The organism is Brevundimonas fontaquae, from assembly GCF_017086445.1.
In the GTDB taxonomy this organism is placed as follows: domain Bacteria; phylum Pseudomonadota; class Alphaproteobacteria; order Caulobacterales; family Caulobacteraceae; genus Brevundimonas; species Brevundimonas fontaquae.
Genome location: NZ_CP070968.1, coordinates 1,737,063 through 1,758,284, shown reverse-complemented (window position 1 = coordinate 1,758,284; position 21,222 = coordinate 1,737,063). Strand labels below are relative to the sequence as shown.

The 21,222-nt window shown below is 66.0% G+C and carries 20 protein-coding genes; 13 read left to right on the top strand and 7 right to left on the bottom strand.

Annotated features, from left to right (window positions below; genetic code table 11):
- Positions 1-23 precede the first annotated feature (23 nt).
- Positions 24-422: a DUF1489 family protein gene (locus JX001_RS08595; RefSeq protein ID WP_184277801.1), complete on the bottom strand. Its 399-nt coding sequence runs from the start codon at positions 420-422 to the stop codon at positions 24-26.
- Between the two features lie 103 nt (positions 423-525).
- On the opposite strand from JX001_RS08595, the gene JX001_RS08590 reads away from it, so the two are divergent.
- Positions 526-816: an antibiotic biosynthesis monooxygenase family protein gene (locus JX001_RS08590; RefSeq protein ID WP_205680760.1), complete on the top strand. Its 291-nt coding sequence runs from the start codon at positions 526-528 to the stop codon at positions 814-816.
- Here JX001_RS08590 and JX001_RS08585 read toward each other — a convergent pair.
- The gene (locus tag JX001_RS08585) at positions 813-2,774 is read right to left on the bottom strand and encodes an acetyl/propionyl/methylcrotonyl-CoA carboxylase subunit alpha (protein ID WP_205680759.1); all 1,962 of its coding nucleotides are present in this window, start codon (positions 2,772-2,774) and stop codon (positions 813-815) included. The genes JX001_RS08590 and JX001_RS08585 overlap by 4 nt on opposite strands.
- Before the next feature lie 87 nt (positions 2,775-2,861).
- Here JX001_RS08585 and JX001_RS08580 point away from each other — a divergent pair, with 87 nt between their 5' ends.
- The gene (locus JX001_RS08580; protein ID WP_205680758.1) at positions 2,862-3,473 is read left to right on the top strand and encodes a TIGR02466 family protein; all 612 of its coding nucleotides are present in this window, start codon (positions 2,862-2,864) and stop codon (positions 3,471-3,473) included.
- A 35-nt stretch (positions 3,474-3,508) separates the two neighbouring features.
- On the opposite strand, the gene JX001_RS08575 is transcribed toward JX001_RS08580, so the two are convergent.
- Both JX001_RS08575 and JX001_RS08570 read right to left on the bottom strand, forming a co-directional pair.
- Entirely contained in the window at positions 3,509-4,408 is a 900-nt protein-coding gene (locus JX001_RS08575) for an enoyl-CoA hydratase-related protein (RefSeq protein WP_091746162.1), read from the bottom strand.
- A 50-nt stretch (positions 4,409-4,458) separates the two neighbouring features.
- Entirely contained in the window at positions 4,459-6,051 is a 1,593-nt protein-coding gene (locus JX001_RS08570) for a carboxyl transferase domain-containing protein (RefSeq protein WP_205680757.1), read from the bottom strand.
- Between the two features lie 219 nt (positions 6,052-6,270).
- On the opposite strand from JX001_RS08570, the gene rpsF reads away from it, so the two are divergent.
- The 8 genes from rpsF (at position 6,271) to alr (ending at position 16,300) form a co-directional block, all read left to right on the top strand.
- Entirely contained in the window at positions 6,271-6,657 is a 387-nt protein-coding gene (gene rpsF, locus JX001_RS08565) for a 30S ribosomal protein S6 (RefSeq protein ID WP_026108635.1), read from the top strand.
- A 12-nt stretch (positions 6,658-6,669) separates the two neighbouring features.
- Positions 6,670-6,948, top strand: a complete 279-nt coding sequence (gene rpsR / locus JX001_RS08560; protein WP_008259463.1) for a 30S ribosomal protein S18 — start codon at positions 6,670-6,672, stop codon at positions 6,946-6,948.
- Between the two features lies 1 nt (position 6,949).
- A complete protein-coding gene (gene rplI / locus JX001_RS08555) occupies positions 6,950-7,534 on the top strand; it encodes a 50S ribosomal protein L9 (RefSeq protein WP_055754943.1) in 585 nt (194 codons plus the stop codon).
- A 330-nt stretch (positions 7,535-7,864) separates the two neighbouring features.
- Entirely contained in the window at positions 7,865-10,321 is a 2,457-nt protein-coding gene (locus JX001_RS08550) for a TonB-dependent receptor plug domain-containing protein (RefSeq protein ID WP_205680756.1), read from the top strand.
- 342 nt (positions 10,322-10,663) lie between these two features.
- Positions 10,664-13,087: a TonB-dependent receptor plug domain-containing protein gene (locus JX001_RS08545; protein WP_205680755.1), complete on the top strand. Its 2,424-nt coding sequence runs from the start codon at positions 10,664-10,666 to the stop codon at positions 13,085-13,087.
- Between the two features lie 160 nt (positions 13,088-13,247).
- Positions 13,248-13,613: a hypothetical protein gene (locus tag JX001_RS08540; protein ID WP_205680754.1), complete on the top strand. Its 366-nt coding sequence runs from the start codon at positions 13,248-13,250 to the stop codon at positions 13,611-13,613.
- 111 nt (positions 13,614-13,724) lie between these two features.
- Complete coding sequence (locus JX001_RS08535) at positions 13,725-15,215, top strand: replicative DNA helicase (protein WP_205680753.1); 1,491 nt, start codon at positions 13,725-13,727, stop codon at positions 15,213-15,215.
- A 38-nt stretch (positions 15,216-15,253) separates the two neighbouring features.
- Positions 15,254-16,300: an alanine racemase gene (alr, locus tag JX001_RS08530; protein WP_205680752.1), complete on the top strand. Its 1,047-nt coding sequence runs from the start codon at positions 15,254-15,256 to the stop codon at positions 16,298-16,300.
- On the opposite strand, the gene JX001_RS08525 is transcribed toward alr, so the two are convergent.
- Positions 16,294-16,941, bottom strand: a complete 648-nt coding sequence (locus JX001_RS08525) for a Yip1 family protein (protein WP_205680751.1) — start codon at positions 16,939-16,941, stop codon at positions 16,294-16,296. The two genes, alr and JX001_RS08525, sit on opposite strands and share 7 nt — an antisense overlap.
- A gap of 172 nt (positions 16,942-17,113) precedes the next feature.
- Here JX001_RS08525 and radA point away from each other — a divergent pair, with 172 nt between their 5' ends.
- Genes radA through purF form a run of 3 tightly spaced genes read left to right on the top strand, consistent with a single transcriptional unit; the run spans position 17,114 to position 20,644 of the window.
- Positions 17,114-18,484, top strand: a complete 1,371-nt coding sequence (radA, locus tag JX001_RS08520) for a DNA repair protein RadA (protein ID WP_205680750.1) — start codon at positions 17,114-17,116, stop codon at positions 18,482-18,484.
- Between the two features lie 31 nt (positions 18,485-18,515).
- Positions 18,516-19,112 (top strand): CvpA family protein, encoded by a 597-nt coding sequence (locus JX001_RS08515; protein WP_205680749.1) that lies wholly within the window; start codon positions 18,516-18,518, stop codon positions 19,110-19,112.
- A gap of 26 nt (positions 19,113-19,138) precedes the next feature.
- On the top strand, positions 19,139-20,644 hold the full coding sequence (gene purF / locus JX001_RS08510) for an amidophosphoribosyltransferase (protein WP_045810557.1): 1,506 nt from the start codon (positions 19,139-19,141) through the stop codon (positions 20,642-20,644).
- 6 nt (positions 20,645-20,650) lie between these two features.
- Here purF and JX001_RS08505 read toward each other — a convergent pair whose 3' ends face one another.
- The gene (locus tag JX001_RS08505; RefSeq protein WP_205680748.1) at positions 20,651-20,938 is read right to left on the bottom strand and encodes a type II toxin-antitoxin system RelE/ParE family toxin; all 288 of its coding nucleotides are present in this window, start codon (positions 20,936-20,938) and stop codon (positions 20,651-20,653) included.
- On the bottom strand, positions 20,938-21,189 hold the full coding sequence (locus JX001_RS08500) for a CopG family ribbon-helix-helix protein (RefSeq protein ID WP_017506570.1): 252 nt from the start codon (positions 21,187-21,189) through the stop codon (positions 20,938-20,940). The genes JX001_RS08505 and JX001_RS08500 overlap by 1 nt, the downstream gene beginning before the upstream one ends.
- Positions 21,190-21,222 lie beyond the last annotated feature (33 nt).

Here is a 21,222-nt window from a genome sequence, read left to right as displayed (position 1 = left end):
CCCAAAAACTTTGAGGGCTTGGCCTACCAGGCGCCCAGTTCGCGAAGCTGACGCACCAGTTCCTCCGGGGCCTCGCCGGCGTCAAGGTCGGTCAGGTCGACCGGCGCATCCTTGGGTTCGAAATAGCGCCAGCCCTGGAACGGTCGCCGGGCCATGGGCGCGGTGCGGATCACCTTGGGTTCGAGCGTGATCTCGCAGCGGCTCTGCTTGCCCTCGCCCAAGGTGGCGATGTCCAGCACCGGCTGACGACAGACGATCGTCCCCTTCACCACCCAGTAAAGCGAGCCGCCGTCCTCGATCTCGGTCGCCCGTTTCGGCGTCATGCGTGTGTGGACGACGAGCGCCCCGCCCCGGGCGGCGCGGGCCTCCAGCCATTCGACGTCCGGCACCCCGACGCCCAGCTTGATCATGTGAAGCGGCATGGCGCCCACGTAGTGCCCCTTAGGCACATTAGCCAGATTCTTAATGAACAGCCCGCTAGGGATGGTAGCGCGCTCTCCCCTCCCGGCGCAGCCAGAGACCAGTATGTACGGATTGATTACCCGGCTGTCGGCCCATCCTGGTCGTCGCGACGAACTTGGGCTGTGCCTGATGGACCCGAACATGAGGCGTCCAGGCTGTCACAGCTACGTGGTTGCGCACGATCCGAATGACGCCGACACCCTGTGGGTCACCGAGGTGTGGATGAGCAAGGCCACGCACGAGGCCTGGTCCGACAGCATCCGGGAAACAGGCGTCATGAGGCCGGCCCTGGCGCTGATCGCCACCTTCGGCGACACCGTCTTCACCCGCCCCATCGGTGGCGTGGGGCTTTAGTTCGCCTTCACCACCGCCAGCACGGCCGCCTCCACGACCTGATCGCCCAGGGCTGAGACGCTTTCCACCACCCCGTCGAACGGCGCGGTCAGGGCGTGTTCCATCTTCATGGCTTCCAGCACCACGACCGGCTGCCCCTTGGTGACGGCGTTGCCGGCCTTGACCGGCGTCGCGACGATCTTGCCAGGCATGGGCGCGCGCAGCGAACCATCCGACACCGCGCCCGCGCCCGACCCCACGGCGGCGCGATAGGGCGTGACGCGACGCGCCTCGCCATCGACGAACAGGACGAAACCGTCGTCGACGGCCTGATAGCCGAACAGGCGATCCCCGGCCTGGACCTGATCGAACCCGACGTGGGCCAGTTCGCCCTGCGAACCGCGCCAGCCCGTTTCGACCGGCGTCACCGCAGCGGACACGCCCTGACCGTCGACGTGGGCCCAGACGATTGTCTGCGCCGGCGCATTCAGGCGCACGCCGTAGGACAGGCCCGTCTGGCCGCCCCAAGGGCTGAACCGGTCCGAACGCGCCTCGATCGTATCCGCCGCCGCTTCCGCAATCAGGGTCAGGGCCGCCAGCGTTACTTCGTCGGACGGCTGCGGCTGCAACGCCGCCTCCTCCGCCGCGATGAATCCGGTGTCCACGTCACCCGCGACGAAACGCGGATGCTCCAGACAGCGTTTCAGGAAGCCGGCGTTGGCCTTGACTGGCCAGACCTCGACCTCGCCCGCCGCCTCGGCCAGCCGCGCCGCCGCAGCCTCGCGCGTGTTCTCATGCACGATCAGCTTGGCGATCATCGGATCATAGAACTGGCTGACCTCGCCGCCCTGCTCCACGCCGGTGTCGACGCGGATGCCGTCGGGCATGACGAAATGCTCCAGCCGGCCGATGGACGGCAGGAAGCCGTTCGCCGGATCCTCGGCATAGAGGCGCGCCTCCATGGCCCAGCCGTTCAGCCTGATCTGATCCTGCTTCAGCGGCAGCGGCTCGCCCGCCGCCACGCGGAACTGCCACTCGACCAGATCGACGCCCGTCACGCTCTCGGTCACGGGATGCTCGACCTGCAGCCGGGTGTTCATCTCCATGAACCAGACGCCGTCCGCCTTCAGCCCGTCCGAGGCGTCGGCGATGAACTCGATGGTCCCGGCCCCGACGTAGTTGACCGCCCGGGCCGCCTTGATCGCGGCCCCGGTCACGGCGGCGCGCACGGCCTCGCTCATGCCCGGCGCGGGCGCCTCTTCGATCACCTTCTGGTGGCGGCGTTGCAGCGAACAGTCGCGCTCATAAAGGTGGACGACCTCGCCGTGCTTGTCGCCGAACACCTGCACCTCGATGTGGCGTGGGCGGGTGATGTAGCGTTCGATCAGCACCCGATCGTCGCCGAAGGCCGCAGCCCCCTCGCGCTTGGCGCTGGCCAGACCGGCGGCGAAATCGGCCGGATCATCGACCCGTTTCATCCCCTTGCCGCCGCCACCCGCGACCGCCTTGATCAGCACCGGATAGCCGATCCGCGCCGCCTCGGCCGTCAGGGTTTCCTCCGACTGGTCGGCACCCTGATAGCCCGGCGTCACCGGCACCCCGGCCTGAATCATCAGTTCCTTGGCCGCGTCCTTGAGACCCATGGCGCGAATGGAAGACGGGTCCGGTCCGATCCAGATCAGGCCCGCCGCCGCGACGGCCTCGGCGAAGTCAGCGTTCTCGCTCAGGAAGCCATACCCGGGGTGGATCGCCTCTGCGCCGGTCGCCTTGGCCGCCGCCAGCACCTTGACGCCGTCCAGATAGGATTCGCGCGCCGGCGCCGGACCGATCAGCACCGCCTCGTCGGCCTCGCGCACATGCAGGGCGTTGGCGTCCGCCTCGGAATAGACGGCGATGGCGCGAATCCCCATCCGCTTGGCGGTGCGGAAGACACGGCAGGCGATTTCGCCGCGATTGGCGACAAGGACGGACTTGAACATGAAGCGGTCTTAGCCGGATCGTGCGCATCAGGCGAGAGGCAGAGCACGACCCTTCTCACGCGACGCGGCAGGCGTTAAGCCCCTCCCATGTCCCTGCGCCCCCTCTTCGTCACCCAGGTTTATGAAGCCTCCCTCGCCGAAGGGCGTGGCTGGCCCGACTTCAACGCACAGCTGATCGACGTCATCCGGATGATGGCCGAGGAGGACGAGGCCGGCCGCCGGTGGTGCAAGGCCAACGCCTATCGCGGCTACACCTCCTACGGATCGCTGAACGACCTGCCCCAGCGGTTCCCCGAGTTCGCGGAGCTGAAGCGCCATCTGGATCGCCATGCCGTCGCCTACGCCAAGGCGCTGAACTTCGACCTGGCGCGCAAACCCCGCCTCGACAATCTGTGGGTCAACATCCTGAAGCCCGGAGGCGGTCATACAGGTCACATCCACCCGCACGCCTTCCTGTCGGGCACCGTCTATATCGACGTGCCAGACGGCGCCTCATCGCTAAAGCTGGAAGACCCCCGCCTGCCCTTCATGATGGCCCGCCCGTCGGTGACCGATGACGCGACCGAGGCCGAGCGGCCGTTCGTCTATCTTCAGCCCCAGGCAGGCACGGTGCTGATGTGGGAAAGCTGGCTGCGGCACGAGGTGCCGACCAACCTGGCCAAGGCCGACCGGATTTCGATCAGCTTCAACTACGCCTGAAGTCGGCCGCCGTTTCCGGCGGCCGATCAGCGCAATCAGACCGTCCAGCTGGCCTTGCGCTTTTCCAGGAAGGCGGCGACGCCCTCGCGACCTTCATCCGACACGCGGGCGCGGGCGATGCGTTTGGCGGTTTCGTCCATCAGACCGTTGTCGATCTTGTGGTGGGCGATGTCGTTGACCAAACGCTTGGCCTCGCCCATCGCACCCGGCGCATTGTTGGTCAGGCTGTCGCTCAGCATCGAGATGAATTCGTCCACCGATCCTTCGGGCAGGACCAGGTCGATCAGGCCGGCATGGGCGGCGTAGTCGGCGTCGAAGGCGTTGGCGGTCAGGAACAGCTGGCGGGCGCGGCGCGCGCCGACGGCCTCGATCACATAGGGGGCGATGGTCGCCGGGATCAGACCCAGCTTGACTTCGGAGAAGGCGAAGCGCGCCCCCTCGACCGCCACGGCCATGTCGCAGGCGGCGACGATGCCCGCTCCGCCGCCCATGGCGTTGCCCTCGACCACCGCCACCGTCAGGGCGGGAATGTCGTGCAGGGCCTTCAGCATTTTCGCCAGGCCCATGGCGTCGTCGCGGTTGTCGCTCTCGGACCAGCCGGCGGCGTCGCGCATCCAGTTCAGATCGGCCCCGGCGCTGAAGGTGCCGCCCGCCCCCCGAATGAAGACGGCCCGCACCCGGTCCGCGCCATGCAGCGTTTCGAACGCCTCATGCAGGGCTGCGATGGTCGCGGCGTCGAAGGCGTTCTTCTTGGCCGGCCGGTTGATGGTGACGAAGACGACCCCGTCGGTGGTCGAATCGATCTGCACCAGATCGTCGTCGGCGTCCGGCGCGGCATCGGGCACCAGCGGCTGGGCGATGCTGTTGATCTCGGCCGCCTCGGCGTCGGTGACGTCCAGGGCGTTGAGGTCGGCTTCGGTCGGTTGATCGGCCATGGGGGTCTCCAAACTGCGTGTCCGCTCACAACGAGGCGCGGACCAATAGGTTACATCCGGAACAGGCCGAACGTCGTCTCCGGGATGGGGGCGTTCAGGCTGGCGCTGATGGCTAGGCCCAGCACATCGCGGGTCTGGGCCGGGTCGATGACGCCGTCGTCCCACAGGCGGGCGGTGGCGTAATAGGGATTGCCTTCGTCCTCGTACTTTTGACGGATCGGCGCCTTGAAGGCCTCGGCGTCGTCTGCGCTCCAGGTCTCGGCGTCGCGGTGCACGGTGGCCAGCACGCTGGCGGCCTGCTCGCCGCCCATCACCCCGATCCGGCTGTTGGGCCAAGTGAACAGGAAGCGCGGCGAATAGGCCCGGCCGCACATGCCATAGTTCCCCGCGCCGAAACTGCCGCCGATCAGGACAGTGAACTTGGGCACTTCGGCAGAGGCCACGGCTGTCACCAGCTTGGCGCCGTCCTTGGCGATGCCGCCCGCCTCATATTTGCCGCCGACCATGAAGCCCGAGATGTTCTGCAAGAACAGCAGCGGAATCTTGCGCTTGCAAGCCAGTTCGATGAAGTGCGCGCCCTTCTGGGCGCTCTCGGAAAAGATGACGCCGTTGTTGGCCAGGATGGCGACCGGATAGCCCCAGATGCGGGCGAAGCCGCACACCAGGGTCGAGCCGTACAGGCTCTTGAACTCGTCGAACTCCGACCCGTCCACCAGCCGAGAGATGACCTCGCGCACATCATAGGGGGCGCGCACGTCGTCTGGGATCAGGCCGTACAGCTCCTCCGCGTCGAAGGCGGGGGCGCGCGGTTCGCGCACATCCATCTCGACGGCCTTGGTCGTGTTCAGATTGGCGACGATCGAGCGCACGATCTCCAGCGCATGCTCATCATTCTCGGCGACATGGTCGACCACGCCGGAGCGACGGCCGTGGGTCTCGGCCCCGCCCAGCTCCTCCGCCGAGATGACCTCGCCCGTCGCCGCCTTCACCAGCGGCGGGCCGGCCAGGAAGATTGCCCCCTGGTTCCTGACGATGATCGTCTCGTCCGACATGGCCGGCACATAGGCCCCGCCGGCGGTGGACAGGCCCATGACGCAGGCGATCTGGGCGATGCCCTTGGCGCTCATCCGGGCCTGATTGAAGAAGATGCGGCCGAAATGGTCGCGGTCGGGAAACACCTCGGCCTGGTGCGGCAGATTGGCCCCGCCGCTATCGACCAGATAGACGCACGGCAGGCGGTTCTGCTCGGCGATTTCCTGGGCGCGCAGGTGCTTCTTCACCGTCATGGGGAAATAGGCGCCGCCCTTCACCGTCGGGTCGTTGCAGACGATCATGACCTCGCGGCCCGAAACGCGGCCGATGCCGGCGATGACGCCCGCCGCCGGGGCCTCGCCGTCATACATGTCGTGCGCAGCCAGTTGCCCGATCTCCAGGAAGGGCGAGCCGGGATCCAGCAGGCGCTCGACGCGGTCGCGCGGCAACAGTTTGCCGCGAGCGACGTGACGGTCGCGCGACTTGTCGGACCCGCCGCGCGCGGCCTTGGCCACATGGTTGCGCAACTCGGCGACCAGGGCGCTGTTGTGCGCGTGCAGGGACATGTATTTTTGGCTTTGCGGATCGACCGCGGACGTCAGCTTCGGCATGGGGCTGGTTTAGGCGGGGTCGAGGGGCGCCACAAGCGTCTGCCGCCATCCTTGCTTCCTCGTCCCTTTTCGCCTATAGGCCCCGCCTTTCCAGGGCTTCGGTCCTGTCGCGGAGCACCAAAGGGTTGGACGTTCGGTCCGACCGCCGCGCCAGGAGCCATCGTGGAGACCGACTTACCCGGTCGTTTCCGCGCCGACGCCCACAAGGGAGACTACCGCATGGCTCTTTACGAGCACACGGTCATGACGCGCCAGGATATCTCGGCGCAACAGGCCGAAGCGCTAAATGACACCATCAAGGATCTGATCGTCGCCGGTGGCGGCTCGGTCGCAAAGATCGAATACTGGGGTCTGCGCAACCTGACCTACCGCGTGAAGAAGAACCGCAAGGCTCACTATTCGCTGCTGGCCGTCGACGCCCCTCCGGCCGCCATGGCCGAAGTCGAGCGTCAGCTGTCGATCAACGAAGACGTGCTGCGCTGGCTGACCGTTCGCGTCGAGGAACTCGACCTGGAACTGTCGCCGCTGCTGGCCCGCCGCGAGCGTGAACGCGAGCGTGAGCGCGAGCGCACCCCGCGCGACGACGCCGCCGCCGACGCCGAATAAGGAACCCGGAACATGACCGATACCACCGCCCCGACCCCGGGCGCACCGGCGGGCTCCGGCGCCGCCGGCCGCCGCCCCTTCTATCGTCGCCGCAAGGTCTGCCCGTTCTCGGGCGCCAATGCGCCGAAGATCGACTACAAGGACGTCAAGCTGCTGCAGCGTTACGTCTCCGAACGCGGCAAGATCGTGCCTTCGCGCATCACCGCCGTCTCCCAGAAGAAGCAGCGTGAACTGGCCAAGGCCATCAAGCGCGCTCGCTATCTGGCCCTCCTGCCTTACGTGGTGAAGTGAGATGAAGGTCGTTCTGCTTGAACGCGTCGAGAATCTCGGCGCCATCGGCGACGTCGTGTCCGTCAAGGACGGCTTCGCCCGTAACTTCCTTCTGCCGCGCGACAAGGCCCGCCGGGCCACCGCCGCCAACCTGAAGGCGTTCGAACTCGACCGCGCCGCCATCGAGCAGCGCAACGAGAAGAACAAGGCCGATGCACAGAAGGTCGCCGACAAGATCGACGGCCAGACCTACGTCATGATCCGACAGGCCGGTGAAACCGGTCACCTGTACGGTTCGGTCGCCGGTCGCGACGTCGCCGAGGCCATCCAGGCCGAAGGCGGCAAGGTCGAGCGCTCGCAGGTCGTCCTGAACACGGCGATCAAGAGCCTGGGCGTCCACGAAGTGCCGGTTCGCCTGCACGCCGAGGTCCGCGCCACGGTCAAGATCAACATCGCCCGCTCGATGGACGAGGCCGAGCGCCAAGCCAAGGGCGAGGACGTGATCCGCAGCCAGTTCGACGATGAGCGCCAGGCCGCCGAGCAATCGGCCCAGGAACTGATCGAAGGCGGCGCCGGTCAACAAGAAGGCTTCGGCGACGAAGCCTGATCCGACCGGATCCCAAACGACATCAAGGGCGCGTCTCGCAAGGGACGCGCCCTTTTTGCTGCGCGTGAACGGCATCCACCGCACGGCCGATCGTCACCTTGACCTATGACAAGATTACAACAAACCCAGATCATTGATCTCTCAAATGGATGTCTAGACATTAAGCTTGCTTGACGTCGTCACATTGCGGTCACAGCCTGCAATTGAGGCCTGCGTTTCGATTATACGCGCAAGATTATTGCGCTTTTCGAGACGCCGACCGAGGGCGACGGCATGACGGCCTGCCGAGCGCCGACACAGAGGGCTGTCGTGCATCGTCGGGGACTATCAATGAAAATCGGATACGGTCGTCAGGCCCTGTTGGCCTTTGCCTCCACCAGCGCGCTCTTCATCGCCTCATCGGCGTTCGCCCAGACCACTCCTCCGCCAAGCGAAGCCACCGATGTCGATGAGATCGTCGTCACCGGCACGCGCACCGTCGGTCGCAGCCGGCTCGACAGCGTCGCGCCCGTCGATGTCATCACCGGCGAAACTCTGGCGAAACAGGGCACCGGCACAGAATTGGCCGCCGCCCTCGCCGCCACCGCCCCCTCCATCAACTTCCCTCGTCCCGCCATTTCCGACGGCTCGGATCACGTTCGTCCGGCAACCCTGCGCGGTCTTGCTCCTGACCAGACCCTTGTCCTGATCAACGGTCAGCGCGGCCATGTCGGCGCCCTGGTTAACGTCAACGGCGCGCTTGGCCGTGGCTCCACAGCCTTCGATCTGAATACGATTCCTTCGATCAGCCTTGGCTCGGTCGAAGTCCTGCGTGACGGCGCTTCGGCGCAGTACGGCGCCGACGCCATCGCCGGTGTCATCAATCTGCGTCTGCGCCAGGCGTCGACCGGCGGCGGCATCACCGCCAACTACGGTATCTACGACACCGATTTCACGACCGCGCGCGGCGAGCACAGCCGCCGCGACGGCGAACAGACCTCGCTCGCCGGCTGGATCGGCCTGCCCCTGTTTGGCGACGGCTTCCTGACCCTTTCGGGCGAAGTCCAGAAACGCCAGCCCACCAATCGCTCCGACTACGCGGCGACCACCGCCGTCAACGGAGGCAGTGCGACCACCGTCATCGGTCGCTTCGGCGATCCCTATACAGAAGCCTACACCGGCTATTTCAACGCCGGCAAACCGCTTGGCGGCGAATGGGAAGCCTACGCCTTCGGCGGCTATCAAAAGCGCAAGTCCGAGGCTGCGGCGACGGCCCGCGCTTTCAACAACTCCAACAACGTCACCGCCATCTATCCCAATGGCTTCTTGCCGATCATCGCCGCCGACATCGACGACTACAATATCTACGGCGGCCTGAAAGGCCCCGCCGCCGGCTTCGACTGGGACATCTCAATCGGGTACGGCCGAAACGAGTTGGACTATCGCGTCCTGAACTCCCTGAACGCCTCCTATGGCGCCGCCTCCCAGACCCAGTTCGACGCCGGCGGCCTCAGCTACGGTCAACTGACCATCGGCGTGGATGCGGTGAAACAGATCGAAGCGAACCTGTATGAACCGCTCAACGTCGCCTTGGGAGTCGAATACCGACGCGAGGACTTCAACGTCACCGCAGGCGAGCCGACATCCTACAACAAGGGCCCCGTCACGGCCGGCGGCGCCGGATCGCAGGGCTTCCCTGGCTTTGCGCCATCTAATGCGGTCGATGTCGATCGCAACAACATCAGCGCTTACATCGACCTGGAGGGCAAATTCTCCGAACAGTTCAGTGTCGGTCTGGCCGGGCGCTACGAGGACTATTCCGATTTCGGCGATCAGTTCACGGGCAAGATTTCGGGACGCTACGACTTCACCGAGGCCTTCGCCCTGCGTGGCGCCATTTCGACGGGCTTCAAATCGCCAGCCCTTCAGCAACAGTACTTCAGCTACATCGCCACCAACCTTGTCGCCACAGCGGGCGGCGTGGTGCTGCAGCAGAACGGCTCGTACCGGGTCGACGATCCTATCGCGATCGCCCTGGGCTCAAAGCCGCTGGAGCCCGAGACCTCGACCAACTACTCGCTCGGCGCGGTCTTCCGACATGAAGGCTTCGAACTGACGGTGGACACCTACCGCATCGATGTCGCTGACCGGATCATCTATTCCGAGACGCTCGGCGTGTCGCGGCCCAGCCAGACGGCGCAATCCACGGCTGCCATTCAGGCTCTGCTCGCTCCGTTCGGCGTGACCGGCGCGCGGTTCTTCCTGAACGGTGTGGACACCTCGACCAGCGGCGTCGATGTCGTGGCGCGCTATCGGACGCAGCAGGATTTCGGGCGGTTCGATTTCACACTGGCGGGCAACTTCAACTCCACCGAAGTGACCAAGACGCCAGCGGTTCCCAGCAACCTCGCCATTGCCCCGTCCGACGCCTTCCTCTTCGACCGCTCTTCCAAACTGTCGTTTGAGCAAGGCACGCCGGAACAGAAGATTGTCGCCAGCGTGGACTGGTCGCTGGGCGACTTCGGTGCGACCTTGAAGGGCACCAGCTACGACAGCGTTCTGGTCGCCAACAACAACGCCGCCCTGGACTACGAAACGGGCGACGCGCTGCTGGTGGATCTGGAGGGCCGCTACACCCTACCGTTCGGCGTCTCGCTCGCTGTCGGCGTGAACAACCTGATCGACGAATATCCAACAGCCACGCCGACAAACATTAACGGCGCGACCGGTTCGGTGGGCTACCCGAGCTACTCGCCTTACGGCTTCAACGGCCGCTTCTTCTACGGCCGTCTGAGCTACAACTTCTAAGCCAACTGATATCCCACTCGAATGGGGCGTTCTTCGGAGCGCCCCATTTTGCGTGGCAATAGATTTCCTACTGACTGCCGCAACAAAACATGGCCGCCTGCGTCGATTGACCCGCCGCACCTTCGCCCTGATATGGCCATGACCGCCGGGACCTCCCCGACCTTGCGGTTGGAGAGGCCATGAAGATCACCCCCCGTTTTACGGCTACGCCGCCCGCCATCGCGCGATGTTGCGGCTGAGACCGCACGCCATACCCAATCCCAAGCCGATCATGAAAAGCCCGTCGCGGTTAGCGGCGGCGATGCGCGCTCGCGCCAAAAACAGACTTTAGGAAATCTCTCAATGCGCTCTCTTTCTCAACGAGCCGCCGCACCGGCCCTGCTCGCCACCGTCTCGACCTTCGCCCTGCTGACCGCCGCCCCGGCCTTTGCTCAAAGCGCCGAACCCGTCGCCGATGAGGCGGCGCAGGTGGACGATATCGTCGTGACCGGCACGCGGGTCCAGAACCGGTCGCGCCTCGACACCCTTGCGCCCGTGGATGTCGTGACGTCCGAGGCGTTGCAGACGCGCGGCACCACCGAGTTCGCCACCGCCCTGGCCCAGGCCGTGCCGTCGCTGACCTTCCAGCGGCCGTCCGCCAACGATGGCTCGGACTCGATCCGCCCAATCACCCTGCGCGGCCTGTCGCCGGACCAGACGTTGGTGCTGGTCAACGGCACGCGTCGCCATGCGTCGGCCCTGGTCAACGTCAACGGCGTGGTGGGGCGCGGGTCGGCCGCCGTCGATCTGAACACCATTCCGACCGGCGCTCTGGACCGGGTTGAGGTGCTGCGCGATGGCGCCTCTGCGCAATACGGCTCGGACGCCATCGCAGGCGTGGTGAACCTGCGCCTGAAGCAGGCCTCCAGCGGCGGCGGCGCCAGCGTGACCTACGGCCAGTATTTCACCACGGTGAAAACCGCGCGCGGCGAACGTGACGAAAACGATGGCGGCACCGTCACGGCCTCGGCCTGGCAAGGGTTCTCGCTGGGCGACGACGGCTTTCTGACCTTGTCGGCCGAGTATCTGAACCGCGAGTCGACCAATCGTTCGGACTATGACCCCCGCGCGGCGGCGAACGGGGCGATCACTGCCCGCTTCGGCGACCCGGACGTTGAGCAATGGACCGTTTTCGCCAACGCCGGCAAGGGTTTGGGCAATGGTTGGGAGGCCTATGGCTGGGCCGGTTATCAGGACCGCGACAGCGAAGGCGCCGCCTTCCCTCGGCTGTCCGACAACGTCAATAATGTCGCCTCGATCTATCCGAACGGCTTCCTGCCGAAGGTCGCCATCAATTCGAAGGATGCCTCGCTGGCCGGCGGCCTGCGCGGCGAATTGGCGGGCTGGATTACGGACATCAGCCTGACCTATGGCCGCAACGCCCTGGACTTCCGCACCGAGGATTCGCTGAACTCCACCTACGGCGCGACTTCGCCGACCAGCTTCGATTCCGGCAGCCTGATCTATGACCAACTGGTGCTGGGCGCCGACTTCAGCCGTGAGTTCGAGGTCGGTCTGTCCGGCGGCCCGCTAAACTTCGCCTGGGGCCTGGAGCAGCGCTGGGAAAACTACAAGATCGAGGCCGGCCAGCCCGAGAGCTACAACCGCGGGCCGTTGGGCGCCAACACCGCCCTGACCGGCGGCGCCCAGGGCTTCGTCGGCTTCCAGCCCTCGAACGCCGTCGATGTCGATCGCGACAACTTCGCCGCCTATGCCGACATTGAAATCCCCCTGACCGACAAGCTGCGCGTCGAGGGCGCCGTGCGGTTCGAGGACTATTCCGACTTCGGCGACACCCAGACGGGCAAGCTGTCGGCCCGCTATGACTTCACCCCCAGCTTCGCCCTGCGCGGTTCGGTCTCGACCGCCTTCCGTGCGCCGTCGTTGCAGCAGTCGTATTTCACCTCCACCGCCTCGGTGATCCAGAACGGCGCCGTCGTCGAAACCGGCACATTCCCGGCCACCAGCGCGGTCGCGACGGCTCTTGGCGCGCGTCCGCTGAAGGCTGAGACCTCGACCAACTATTCGGTCGGCGCGGTGGTGCGACTGGGCCGGTTCGACCTGACCGTCGACGCCTACAAGATCGACATCGACGATCAGATCGTTCTGTCAGAGCTGATCAACCGGACGTTCTCGGGCCAGGTCGCCAGCCTGCTGGATCCGCAAGGCGTCCAGGCCGCGCGCTTCTTCCTGAACGGCGTCTCGACCTCGACCGAAGGCGTGGACATCGTTGGACGCTATCGCCTGCCGACCGATACGCTCGGCGATTTCGATTTCACCGTCGCGGCCAACTTCAACGATGTGTCGGTCAACCGCGTGCCGACGTCGTCCTCGGTGCTGAACCCGGTCCCGACCCTGTTCGCGCGCCAACGCATTCTGACCATCGAAGACGGCACGCCCGACACCAAGGTTTCGGCGTCGGCGGACTGGAGCCGGGACAAGTGGGGCGCCACGGTTCGCGCCACCTACTATGGCGACGTGCTGCAACCCGGATCGACGGCGGCGAACGACTATAGCACCGGGGCCAAGACGGTCGTGGATCTGGAAGGCCGGTTCCAGTTGAGCGAGCGCGTGGGCGTGGCGATCGGCGTGGACAATGTGTTCGACGAATATCCGGACTTCGTCCCGGCGTCGCTGAACTCCAATGGCGTTCTGGGCTTCCCCTACTATTCTCCCTTCGGTTTCAACGGTCGCTACGGCTATGCGCGCCTCAGCCTGAAGTGGTGAGGTCGGGCTGATCGCCGGCCAGGCAGGGGCGCTCTTCTGAGCGCCCTTTTCTTTGTTTGCATTACCAAATCTTCAGCTTGACCGTTCCGCTTCGCCCCAGTTGCGACACATATCGCCGTTCAATCTGGGCGCAGCCAAAGGCGGCTTTGGAGGGGACCAGATGAAGACCAGATCGATCGCAGCCGGCGTCCTGGCGATGTCGCTTTTCGCCGGCGCGGCCAACGCCATGACGGTTCAGGAATTCCTCACGACCGCCAACGGCATTCCTCAGAACCCCACAGCTCTCCTGCGCTCGGACACCCGCCGCCTAATGGCCGAGTTCCGGGGCGCCGTTCGCACCGTCCGCGCCGAACAGACCCAGGCCAAGGCGGCCGGCCGTCAGCCCGCGACCTGCATGCCCGACAAGGTCAGCGTCTCGCCCAACGCCATCCTGAGCCGTTTCAACGCCGTCCCGCAAAGCCGTCGCAATATCAGCGTGACCCAGGCTGTGCGCGAATGGATGGCGCACGACTATCCGTGCGCCTGACGCGCGCCGATTGAGGAATTCCGGTTCGTCCCCAAGGCGGGACGATCTGTCCACGGTCCAGGCGGCGTCCGCGTCTGACGCAGGGGCGTGAGAGGGCTAAAGCGTTAATCGATGAACGCCTTCGCCCCCATGCCCTTTTCGTCTTCGCCAATGGACGCCGGCGGCGTCACTTCGATGCCGCACAATCTGGAGGCCGAGCAGGCGCTGCTGGGCTCGCTGATGTTCGACAACGCCGTGTTCGAGCGGCTGAACGACCGGCTGCGCGGCTCGCACTTCTACGAACCCTTCCACCAGCGGCTGTTCGACGCGATCGAGGACCATATCCGCCAAGGCTTGCTAGCCGAGCCCACCATCCTGATGGAGCGGTTCAAGCAGGATCCGGCGTTCCAGGAGTTCGGCGGCCTCCGTTACCTCGCCGACCTGGTCGATCGGGCGCCGCCCGCCGCCAACGCTCCCGACTATGCGCGCGTCGTCTATGACCTGGCGCTGCGCCGCGACCTGATCCGCATCGGCGGCGACATGATCAAGGAGGCGCCCAATCCGGAGACGCCCGCCGACGAGCAGATCGAACAGGCCGAACAGACCTTGTACTCGCTGGCCGAGACCGGCAAGCCCTCATCCGGTTTCGTCAGCTTCTCCAACGCCTTGTCCGGCGCCGTTCAGATGGCGGCCGAAGCCTATCAGCGCGAAGGCAAGCTGGCCGGTCTGGCTACCGGCCTGAACGATCTAGACCGCAAACTGGGCGGCCTGCACCCGTCCGACCTGCTGATCCTCGCCGGCCGTCCGTCGATGGGCAAGACGGCGCTCGCGACCAACATGGCCTTCAACGTGGCGCGCGCCTATCAGTGGGAGCCGACACCGGAGGGCCGCAAGACGGTCAACGGCGGCGTCGTCGCCTTCTATTCGCTGGAAATGAGCGCCGAACAGCTGGCGATGCGTATTCTGGCCGACGCGTCAGGCGTGTCCTCGGACAAGCTGCGCAAGGGCGAGATCGACGCCACCGACTTCGGCAAGTTGCGCGACGCGGCGGTCGAGATCGGCGAAAGCCCCCTCTACATCGACGCCACCGGCGGCCTGTCCATCTCCAAGCTGGCGGCCCGCGCGCGCCGCCTGAAGCGCATGGAACATGGGCTGGACCTGATCATCGTCGACTATCTGCAACTGGTCACGACCGGCAACAGCGGCGGCCAGAAGAACCGCGTGCAGGAGGTGTCCGAAATCACCGGCGGGCTGAAGGCCCTAGCCAAGGAACTGTCGGTGCCGATCATCGCCCTGTCGCAGCTGTCGCGTCAGGTCGAGCAGCGCGACGACAAACGCCCGCAACTGTCCGATCTGCGCGAATCCGGCTCGATCGAGCAGGACGCCGACTGCGTGATGTTCGTCTATCGCGAAAGCTACTACCTGGGCCGGGCCGAGCCGCGCGAGGGGACCGAGGAACACCTGCAATGGCAGCAGGACATGGACCGCCTGCAAGGCCAGGCCGAGGTCGTCATCGGCAAGCAGCGCCACGGCCCCATCGGCATCGTCAAACTGGCCTTCGACGCCGACACCGTCCGCTTCGGCAACCTGGCGCACGGCTATGAGGAAGTCAGCTACGAGTAGCCTCTTCCATCGGCGCGGTGTTGGCGCATAAGGACGCCATGACCGCATCGACCCCCGCCGTCCTCTCCGTCGATCTGAACGCCCTGGCGCGCAACTATCACACGCTGGAGGCCGTCAGCGGCCAGCCGGTGCATCCGGTGGTCAAGGCGGACGGCTACGGACTGGGGGCGCAGGTCGTGGCGAGTCGGCTGATGGCCGAGGGGGCGAGGACCTTCTTCGTGGCGCGGGCGGCGGAGGGCGTGCGGCTGCGGGCGGCCTTGGGCGCCGACGGTCCGGTGATCTATGTGCTCGACGGCTGTCACGGCGACGATGCGGCGATGCTCAAGGCGTCGGACCTGCGGCCCGTGCTGAACCATCCGGCGCAGATCCAGGCCTGGAGGGCGGCGGGCGGCGGGACCTGCGGCCTGCAGATCGACACTGGCATGAACCGGTTGGGTATTCGGCCCGAGGACGCGCCCGAGGCGTTCGACGGCCTGGCTCTGGTCCTGACCCACCTCGCCTGCGCCGACGAACCGGCCAATCCGATGAACCGGCGCCAGCGTGACGCCTTTGCGGGCGTGCTGGACCGCTATCCGGGCGTGGTCCGGTCGTTCGCCAACTCCAGCGGCTGTTTCCTGGGCCCGGACTTCGCCTTCGACACGGTGCGGCCGGGCATCTGTCTTTACGGCGGCGGTCCAGAAGGGCGTCCCGATTCCCGGATCGCACCGGTGGCGACCCTGACCGCCGAGGTGCTTCAGGTCCGCGACGTCCCGGCGGGCGAGAGCGTCGGCTATTCGCGCGGCTACATCGCCGAACGCCCTATCAAGGTTGCGACCGTGGCCGCCGGCTATGCGGATGGATTGCTGCGATCATATTCGCCCGGGGGCGTCGTCTGGATCGCCAACGAGACCCGTCCGCTGCTGGGTCGGGTCTCGATGGATGTCTGCGCGGTCGACATCACCGGCCTGGATGTCGCAGTCGGCGATCCGGTCGAACTCTTCGGCCCTAATCGCCTGTTGGACGACGCCGCGGCCGCTGCGGGGACCATCAGCTACGAGCTGCTGACCTCGATCACCCCCCGCGTGCCGCGCGTCTATTCTCAGTAGCCGGCGCCCATTCCGGCGAGACCGGCCATGCCGACCGATGCGGCGACGAAGCTCATCGAAATGGCTCCGACGATCGCCGAGATGATGAAATACATCACGACGCCGGCGATCACCGTCACGATGAAATAGCCGACCTTCTTGTCTTCCGGCACCTTCATCAGGATCGGCAGGCCGACGAACAGCAGATAGAAGCTGTAGAGGCCCACGATGGCCAGAATGCCCAGCATCGGGATCAGGCCGAAGACGCCCGCCAGCCAGGCGGCGGTCCAGGAATAGACGGCCAGCTTCATGGCCTGAACCTTATTGGCCGTCCCGCCGAAGTTCGGCGCCAGCGCATTGATGATCAGTCCCAGCAAGAAGACCCCCAGCAAGGACATGCCGTAGCTGACGAGCGCCACGACGATCGCGCCGACGATCGACAGCTTCATGCCCATGATCGGCATCAACTGACCGCCGAGCAGCGAACAGACCGGGCCGATCGCCGCCAGGATCATCGCATAGCGGGTGAACAGGCTTTTGGTCGTGGCGAACTCGCCGTCGATCTTCAGCCATTCGGACTTGGGTTGCAGCAGTATGCCCTTGACCCGCGCGACCAGGGCCGGATCGACAGCGGGTTGGGAGTGGGTCGTCGGATCGGTCATGACAGGCCTCGGCGAGAGAAGATGGGCGGATGTTGCTGTTGCGTCGCTTCAAGAAGCAAGGGTGTGCGACACATTCTCAATCCTTCAGTATGGCAAAGGTTGCGCCTGCGACCGAAACTGTCGTGAGCCGACGCCATGTCCGACGCGACCGTTCGATCTGCTAAGGAAGCCCATGGCTCGCGATTCCGCCCTCTATGTCTGTCAGTCCTGCGGCTCGGTCCACAGCAAGTGGTCGGGCCAGTGCGGCTCCTGCGGTCAGTGGAATACCTTGAGCGAAGAAAGCCGCTCGGCTCCGCCGGGCGCGATCAAGCCGTCGGCGGCGGCTTCGGCCCGGACGCGCGGCATCCAGTTCGAAACGCTTCAGTCCGACACGCCAGAGCCGCCGCGCATCACGACGGGCGTGGCCGAGTTCGACCGCGTCTGCGGCGGCGGCGTCGTGCCCGGCTCGGCGATCCTGCTCAGCGGCGATCCGGGCGTTGGCAAGTCGACCCTGTTGCTGGAGGTCGCAGCCAAGGCGGCCCTGCGGGGATCGCGCGTAGCCTATATCTCGGGCGAAGAAGCCGTCGAGCAGATCCGCGCGCGCGCCAAGCGGATGGGCCTGGCCGACGCGCCGGTCAATCTGGCGGCCGCGACGGCGCTGCGCGACATCCTGGGCACGCTGAAGCGCGAGAAGTTCGACATCGTCATCATCGATTCGGTTCAGACCCTTTGGTCCGACGTGCATGACAGCGGCCCCGGATCCATCACCCAGGTCAGGGCTTGCGCGGGGGAACTGGTGCGTCTGGCCAAGAGCGACGGCCCCGCCATCGTCCTGGTCGGCCACGTCACCAAGGACGGCCAGGTCGCCGGCCCCCGCGTCGTCGAACATCTGGTCGACGCGGTCATGACCTTCGAGGGCGAGCGCGGTTATCCGTTCCGCATCCTGCGCGCCGGCAAGAACCGCTTCGGCGCCACAGATGAGATCGGCGTGTTCGAAATGGGTGACGCCGGCCTGCGCGAGGTCGCCAACCCCTCCGCCCTCTTCCTGGGCGAGGGCAAGGAGCGCGCGCCGGGCGCCGCCGTCTTCGCCGGGATCGAGGGCTCGCGCCCCGTCCTGGTCGAAATGCAGGCCCTGGTGTCCAAGTCCGCCTATGGCACCCCGCGCCGCGCCGTGATCGGCTGGGAGACGGGACGTCTTGCGATGGTGCTGGCCGTGCTGGAGGCCCGCTGCGGCTTCGGCTTCGGCGATCAGGACGTCTATCTGAACGTCGCCGGGGGCCTGCGCATCAACGAACCGGCGGCCGATCTCGCAGCGGCGGCGGCCCTGATCAGCTCGGCGACCGGCGTGTCCCTGCCGCAGGGCTGCGTCGTGTTCGGCGAAATCGGCCTGTCGGGCGAGGTCCGCAGCGTCGGCCGCGCCGAAGCCCGCCTGCGCGAGGCGCAAAAACTGGGCTTTGATCAGGTGCTCAGCCCGACTTTGACCGCCAAGACCAAGGGGGTGCAGGTGACATCCGTCACGCGCTTGACGGATGTGGTCGAACGAATCTCGCAGAACCGCTATTAGACCCTGGTAGCAACCGCAGGATCCCGCACGCGTGACCGGATACGACGTCTTCGCCATCGTGGTGATCCTGTTTTCCGTCGCCGCCGGCTGGGTGCGCGGCGGCGTGCGCGAGGTCATCACCCTGCTCAGCGCGACCCTGGCGGCCCTGGTCGCCCTGATCGCCCTGCCCTGGACCGCCGGCGTCACGCGCGCCTTCGTCGATCCCGAGTGGGCCGGGTCGATTTTAGCCGCCGTCCTAACCTTCTTCGTCGTCTATTTCGGCCTGCGCCTTGTCGGCTCGATGATGTCCAAGAGCGCCAAGGACCATCCGCACCTCGGCATCATCGACCGCATCTTCGGCCTGTTCATCGGCGGCGTGCGTGCGCTGGTCCTGATCGGGGCGGTGCATCTGGTCATCGTCGCAGCCCTGCCGGGCGAGCGCACGCCACTCTGGCTCGGAAAGGCGGCCCTCTATCCGGTCAGCGCCATGGGCGCGCGGATGATCCAGATCGTCCTGCCCAGCATCGGACGCGGCGCCGACGCCATCACACCCGTTGTCGATTCGTCCGTACGCCGGGGGTTTTCGGACGACGAAGCCTTGCCCCCGACGCAATCACGGCCTAACTCGCGCCGCGAAGCCGCCCCTTAAGTTTCCCCGGTCATCGGAGCCCCACGATGCGCCACCATATCGCCGATCCCGTCGTTCACCGCGAGCACTGGCGCGAGCCGGAGGATGACCAGCTCCGTCTGGAATGCGGCGTCTGCGGCGTCTGGGGCGCGGACGAGGACGAAGGCTCTTCCGTCGTCGCCCTGGGTCTTCACGCTCTTCAGCATCGCGGCCAGGAAGCCTGCGGCATCGCCAGCGTCAAGGACGAGCGCTTCTACACCGAACGCCACCAGGGCCTGGTGGGCGAGGCCTTCGGCGGCGCCGACTTGATGACGCGGATGCCCGGCCGCGCGGCCGTGGGCCACACCCGCTACTCCACCGCCGGCGGCAGCTTCCTGCGCAACATCCAGCCGATGTTCGCCGATCTGGACCAGGGCGGCATCGCCATCGCCCACAACGGCAACCTGACCAACTTCAAATTCCTGCACGCCCAGTTGGTCAGCGAAGGCGCCATCTTCCAGTCGACCTCGGATTCCGAAGTCATCCTCCACCTGATCGCGCGCAGCCGCAAAGCCAAGATCGTCGATCGCTTCACTGACGCCCTTGCCCGGATCGAGGGCGGTTACGCCCTGGTGGCCCAGACCCGCACCAAGATGATCGGCGCGCGCGACCCGCTGGGCATTCGCCCGCTGGTCCTGGGCCAGTTGGGCGACGGCTGGGTTCTGGCCTCCGAGACCTGCGCCCTGGACATGATGGGCGCCACCTTCGTGCGCGATGTCGAACACGGCGAGATCGTCGTCATCGACGACAGCGGCCTGCGCTCGCTGAAGCCCTTCCCCGCCCGCGCGGCGCGTCCCTGCCTGTTCGAATACGTCTATTTCTCACGCCCGGATTCGGTTGTGAACGGCCGCTCCGTCTATGAGGTGCGCAAGGAAATGGGTCGCGGCCTGGCTCGCGAACTGGGCGTCGAAGCCGACATCGTCGTGCCGGTGCCCGACTCCGGCGTACCCGCCGCTCTCGGCTACGCCCAGGAAAGCGGCATCCCCTACGAAATGGGCATCATCCGCAGCCACTATTTGGGCCGCACCTTCATCCAGCCCAGCCAGGGCGCCCGTCAAAAGGGCGTGCGCATGAAGCACAGCCCCAACAAGTCGGCCCTGGCCGGCAAGCGCGTCGTGCTGATCGACGATTCGATCGTGCGCGGCACCACCTCGCTGAAACTGGTCCGCGCCGTGCGCGCCGCCGGCGCCACCGAGGTCCACCTGCGTTCGGCCAGCCCGCAGATCCTGTTCCCCGACTTCTACGGCATCGACATGCCCGAGCGCGCGCAGCTGCTGGCCGCCAACAAGACCCTGGAAGAGATGCGCGACATGCTGGAAGTCGATTCGCTCGGCTTCCTGTCCATCGACGGCCTGTATCGCGCGATGGGAGAGACCGGCCGCAACGCCGCCGCCCCGCAGTTCACCGACCACTATTTCACCGGTGACTACCCCACCCGCCTGCTGGATCGCGAGATTGAGGAAGGCGGACGCGAGTTCGGCGCTAAACAGCTGTCCTTGCTGGTCAGCGCCTGACGACCGTCACTCGCGGTTCTGCGCCGTGTGGAACAGGCGTATGATCTGGACCTGCCCACCATCGGCATAGTCCGCCAAGGTATAAACGATCAGATACGGCGCGCCGGCCACGAGCTTTTCGTAGGTGTCAGGCTGTTTGCCCGGCCGACCGATCGGTCGTCGCGCCAGCTTTTCCGTCGTCTCGATGATGCGGGCTTCGATCTTCTGCGCGGCGGGCAGATTGCGCTGGGCCAGATAGTCGATGGCGTGGGTCAGTTCCAGCAGCGCACGCCGTGACCACACGACGGAGCGCATTAGGACTCGTATTTGGCGATGGTCTCGCGGATTTGCCGCATGGCCTCTTCGTGCGGGACCACATTGCCTGTTCGGAAATCTTCGAGACCTTCCTCGACGGCCGTCATCATTTCCAGTTCTCGTTCGACGTAGCCAGCGATGGCGCGTTCGGCGAGAAAGGATTGGGTGCGCTGGGTTTTCTCGGCAAGCAGCCCCAGCCGCTCTTTGAGTGTTTCACTCATGCGGACAGTGACGGTCGTGCTGGCAGCCATGACAGAGTGCTCCTGTACACACCTGCTTACAGC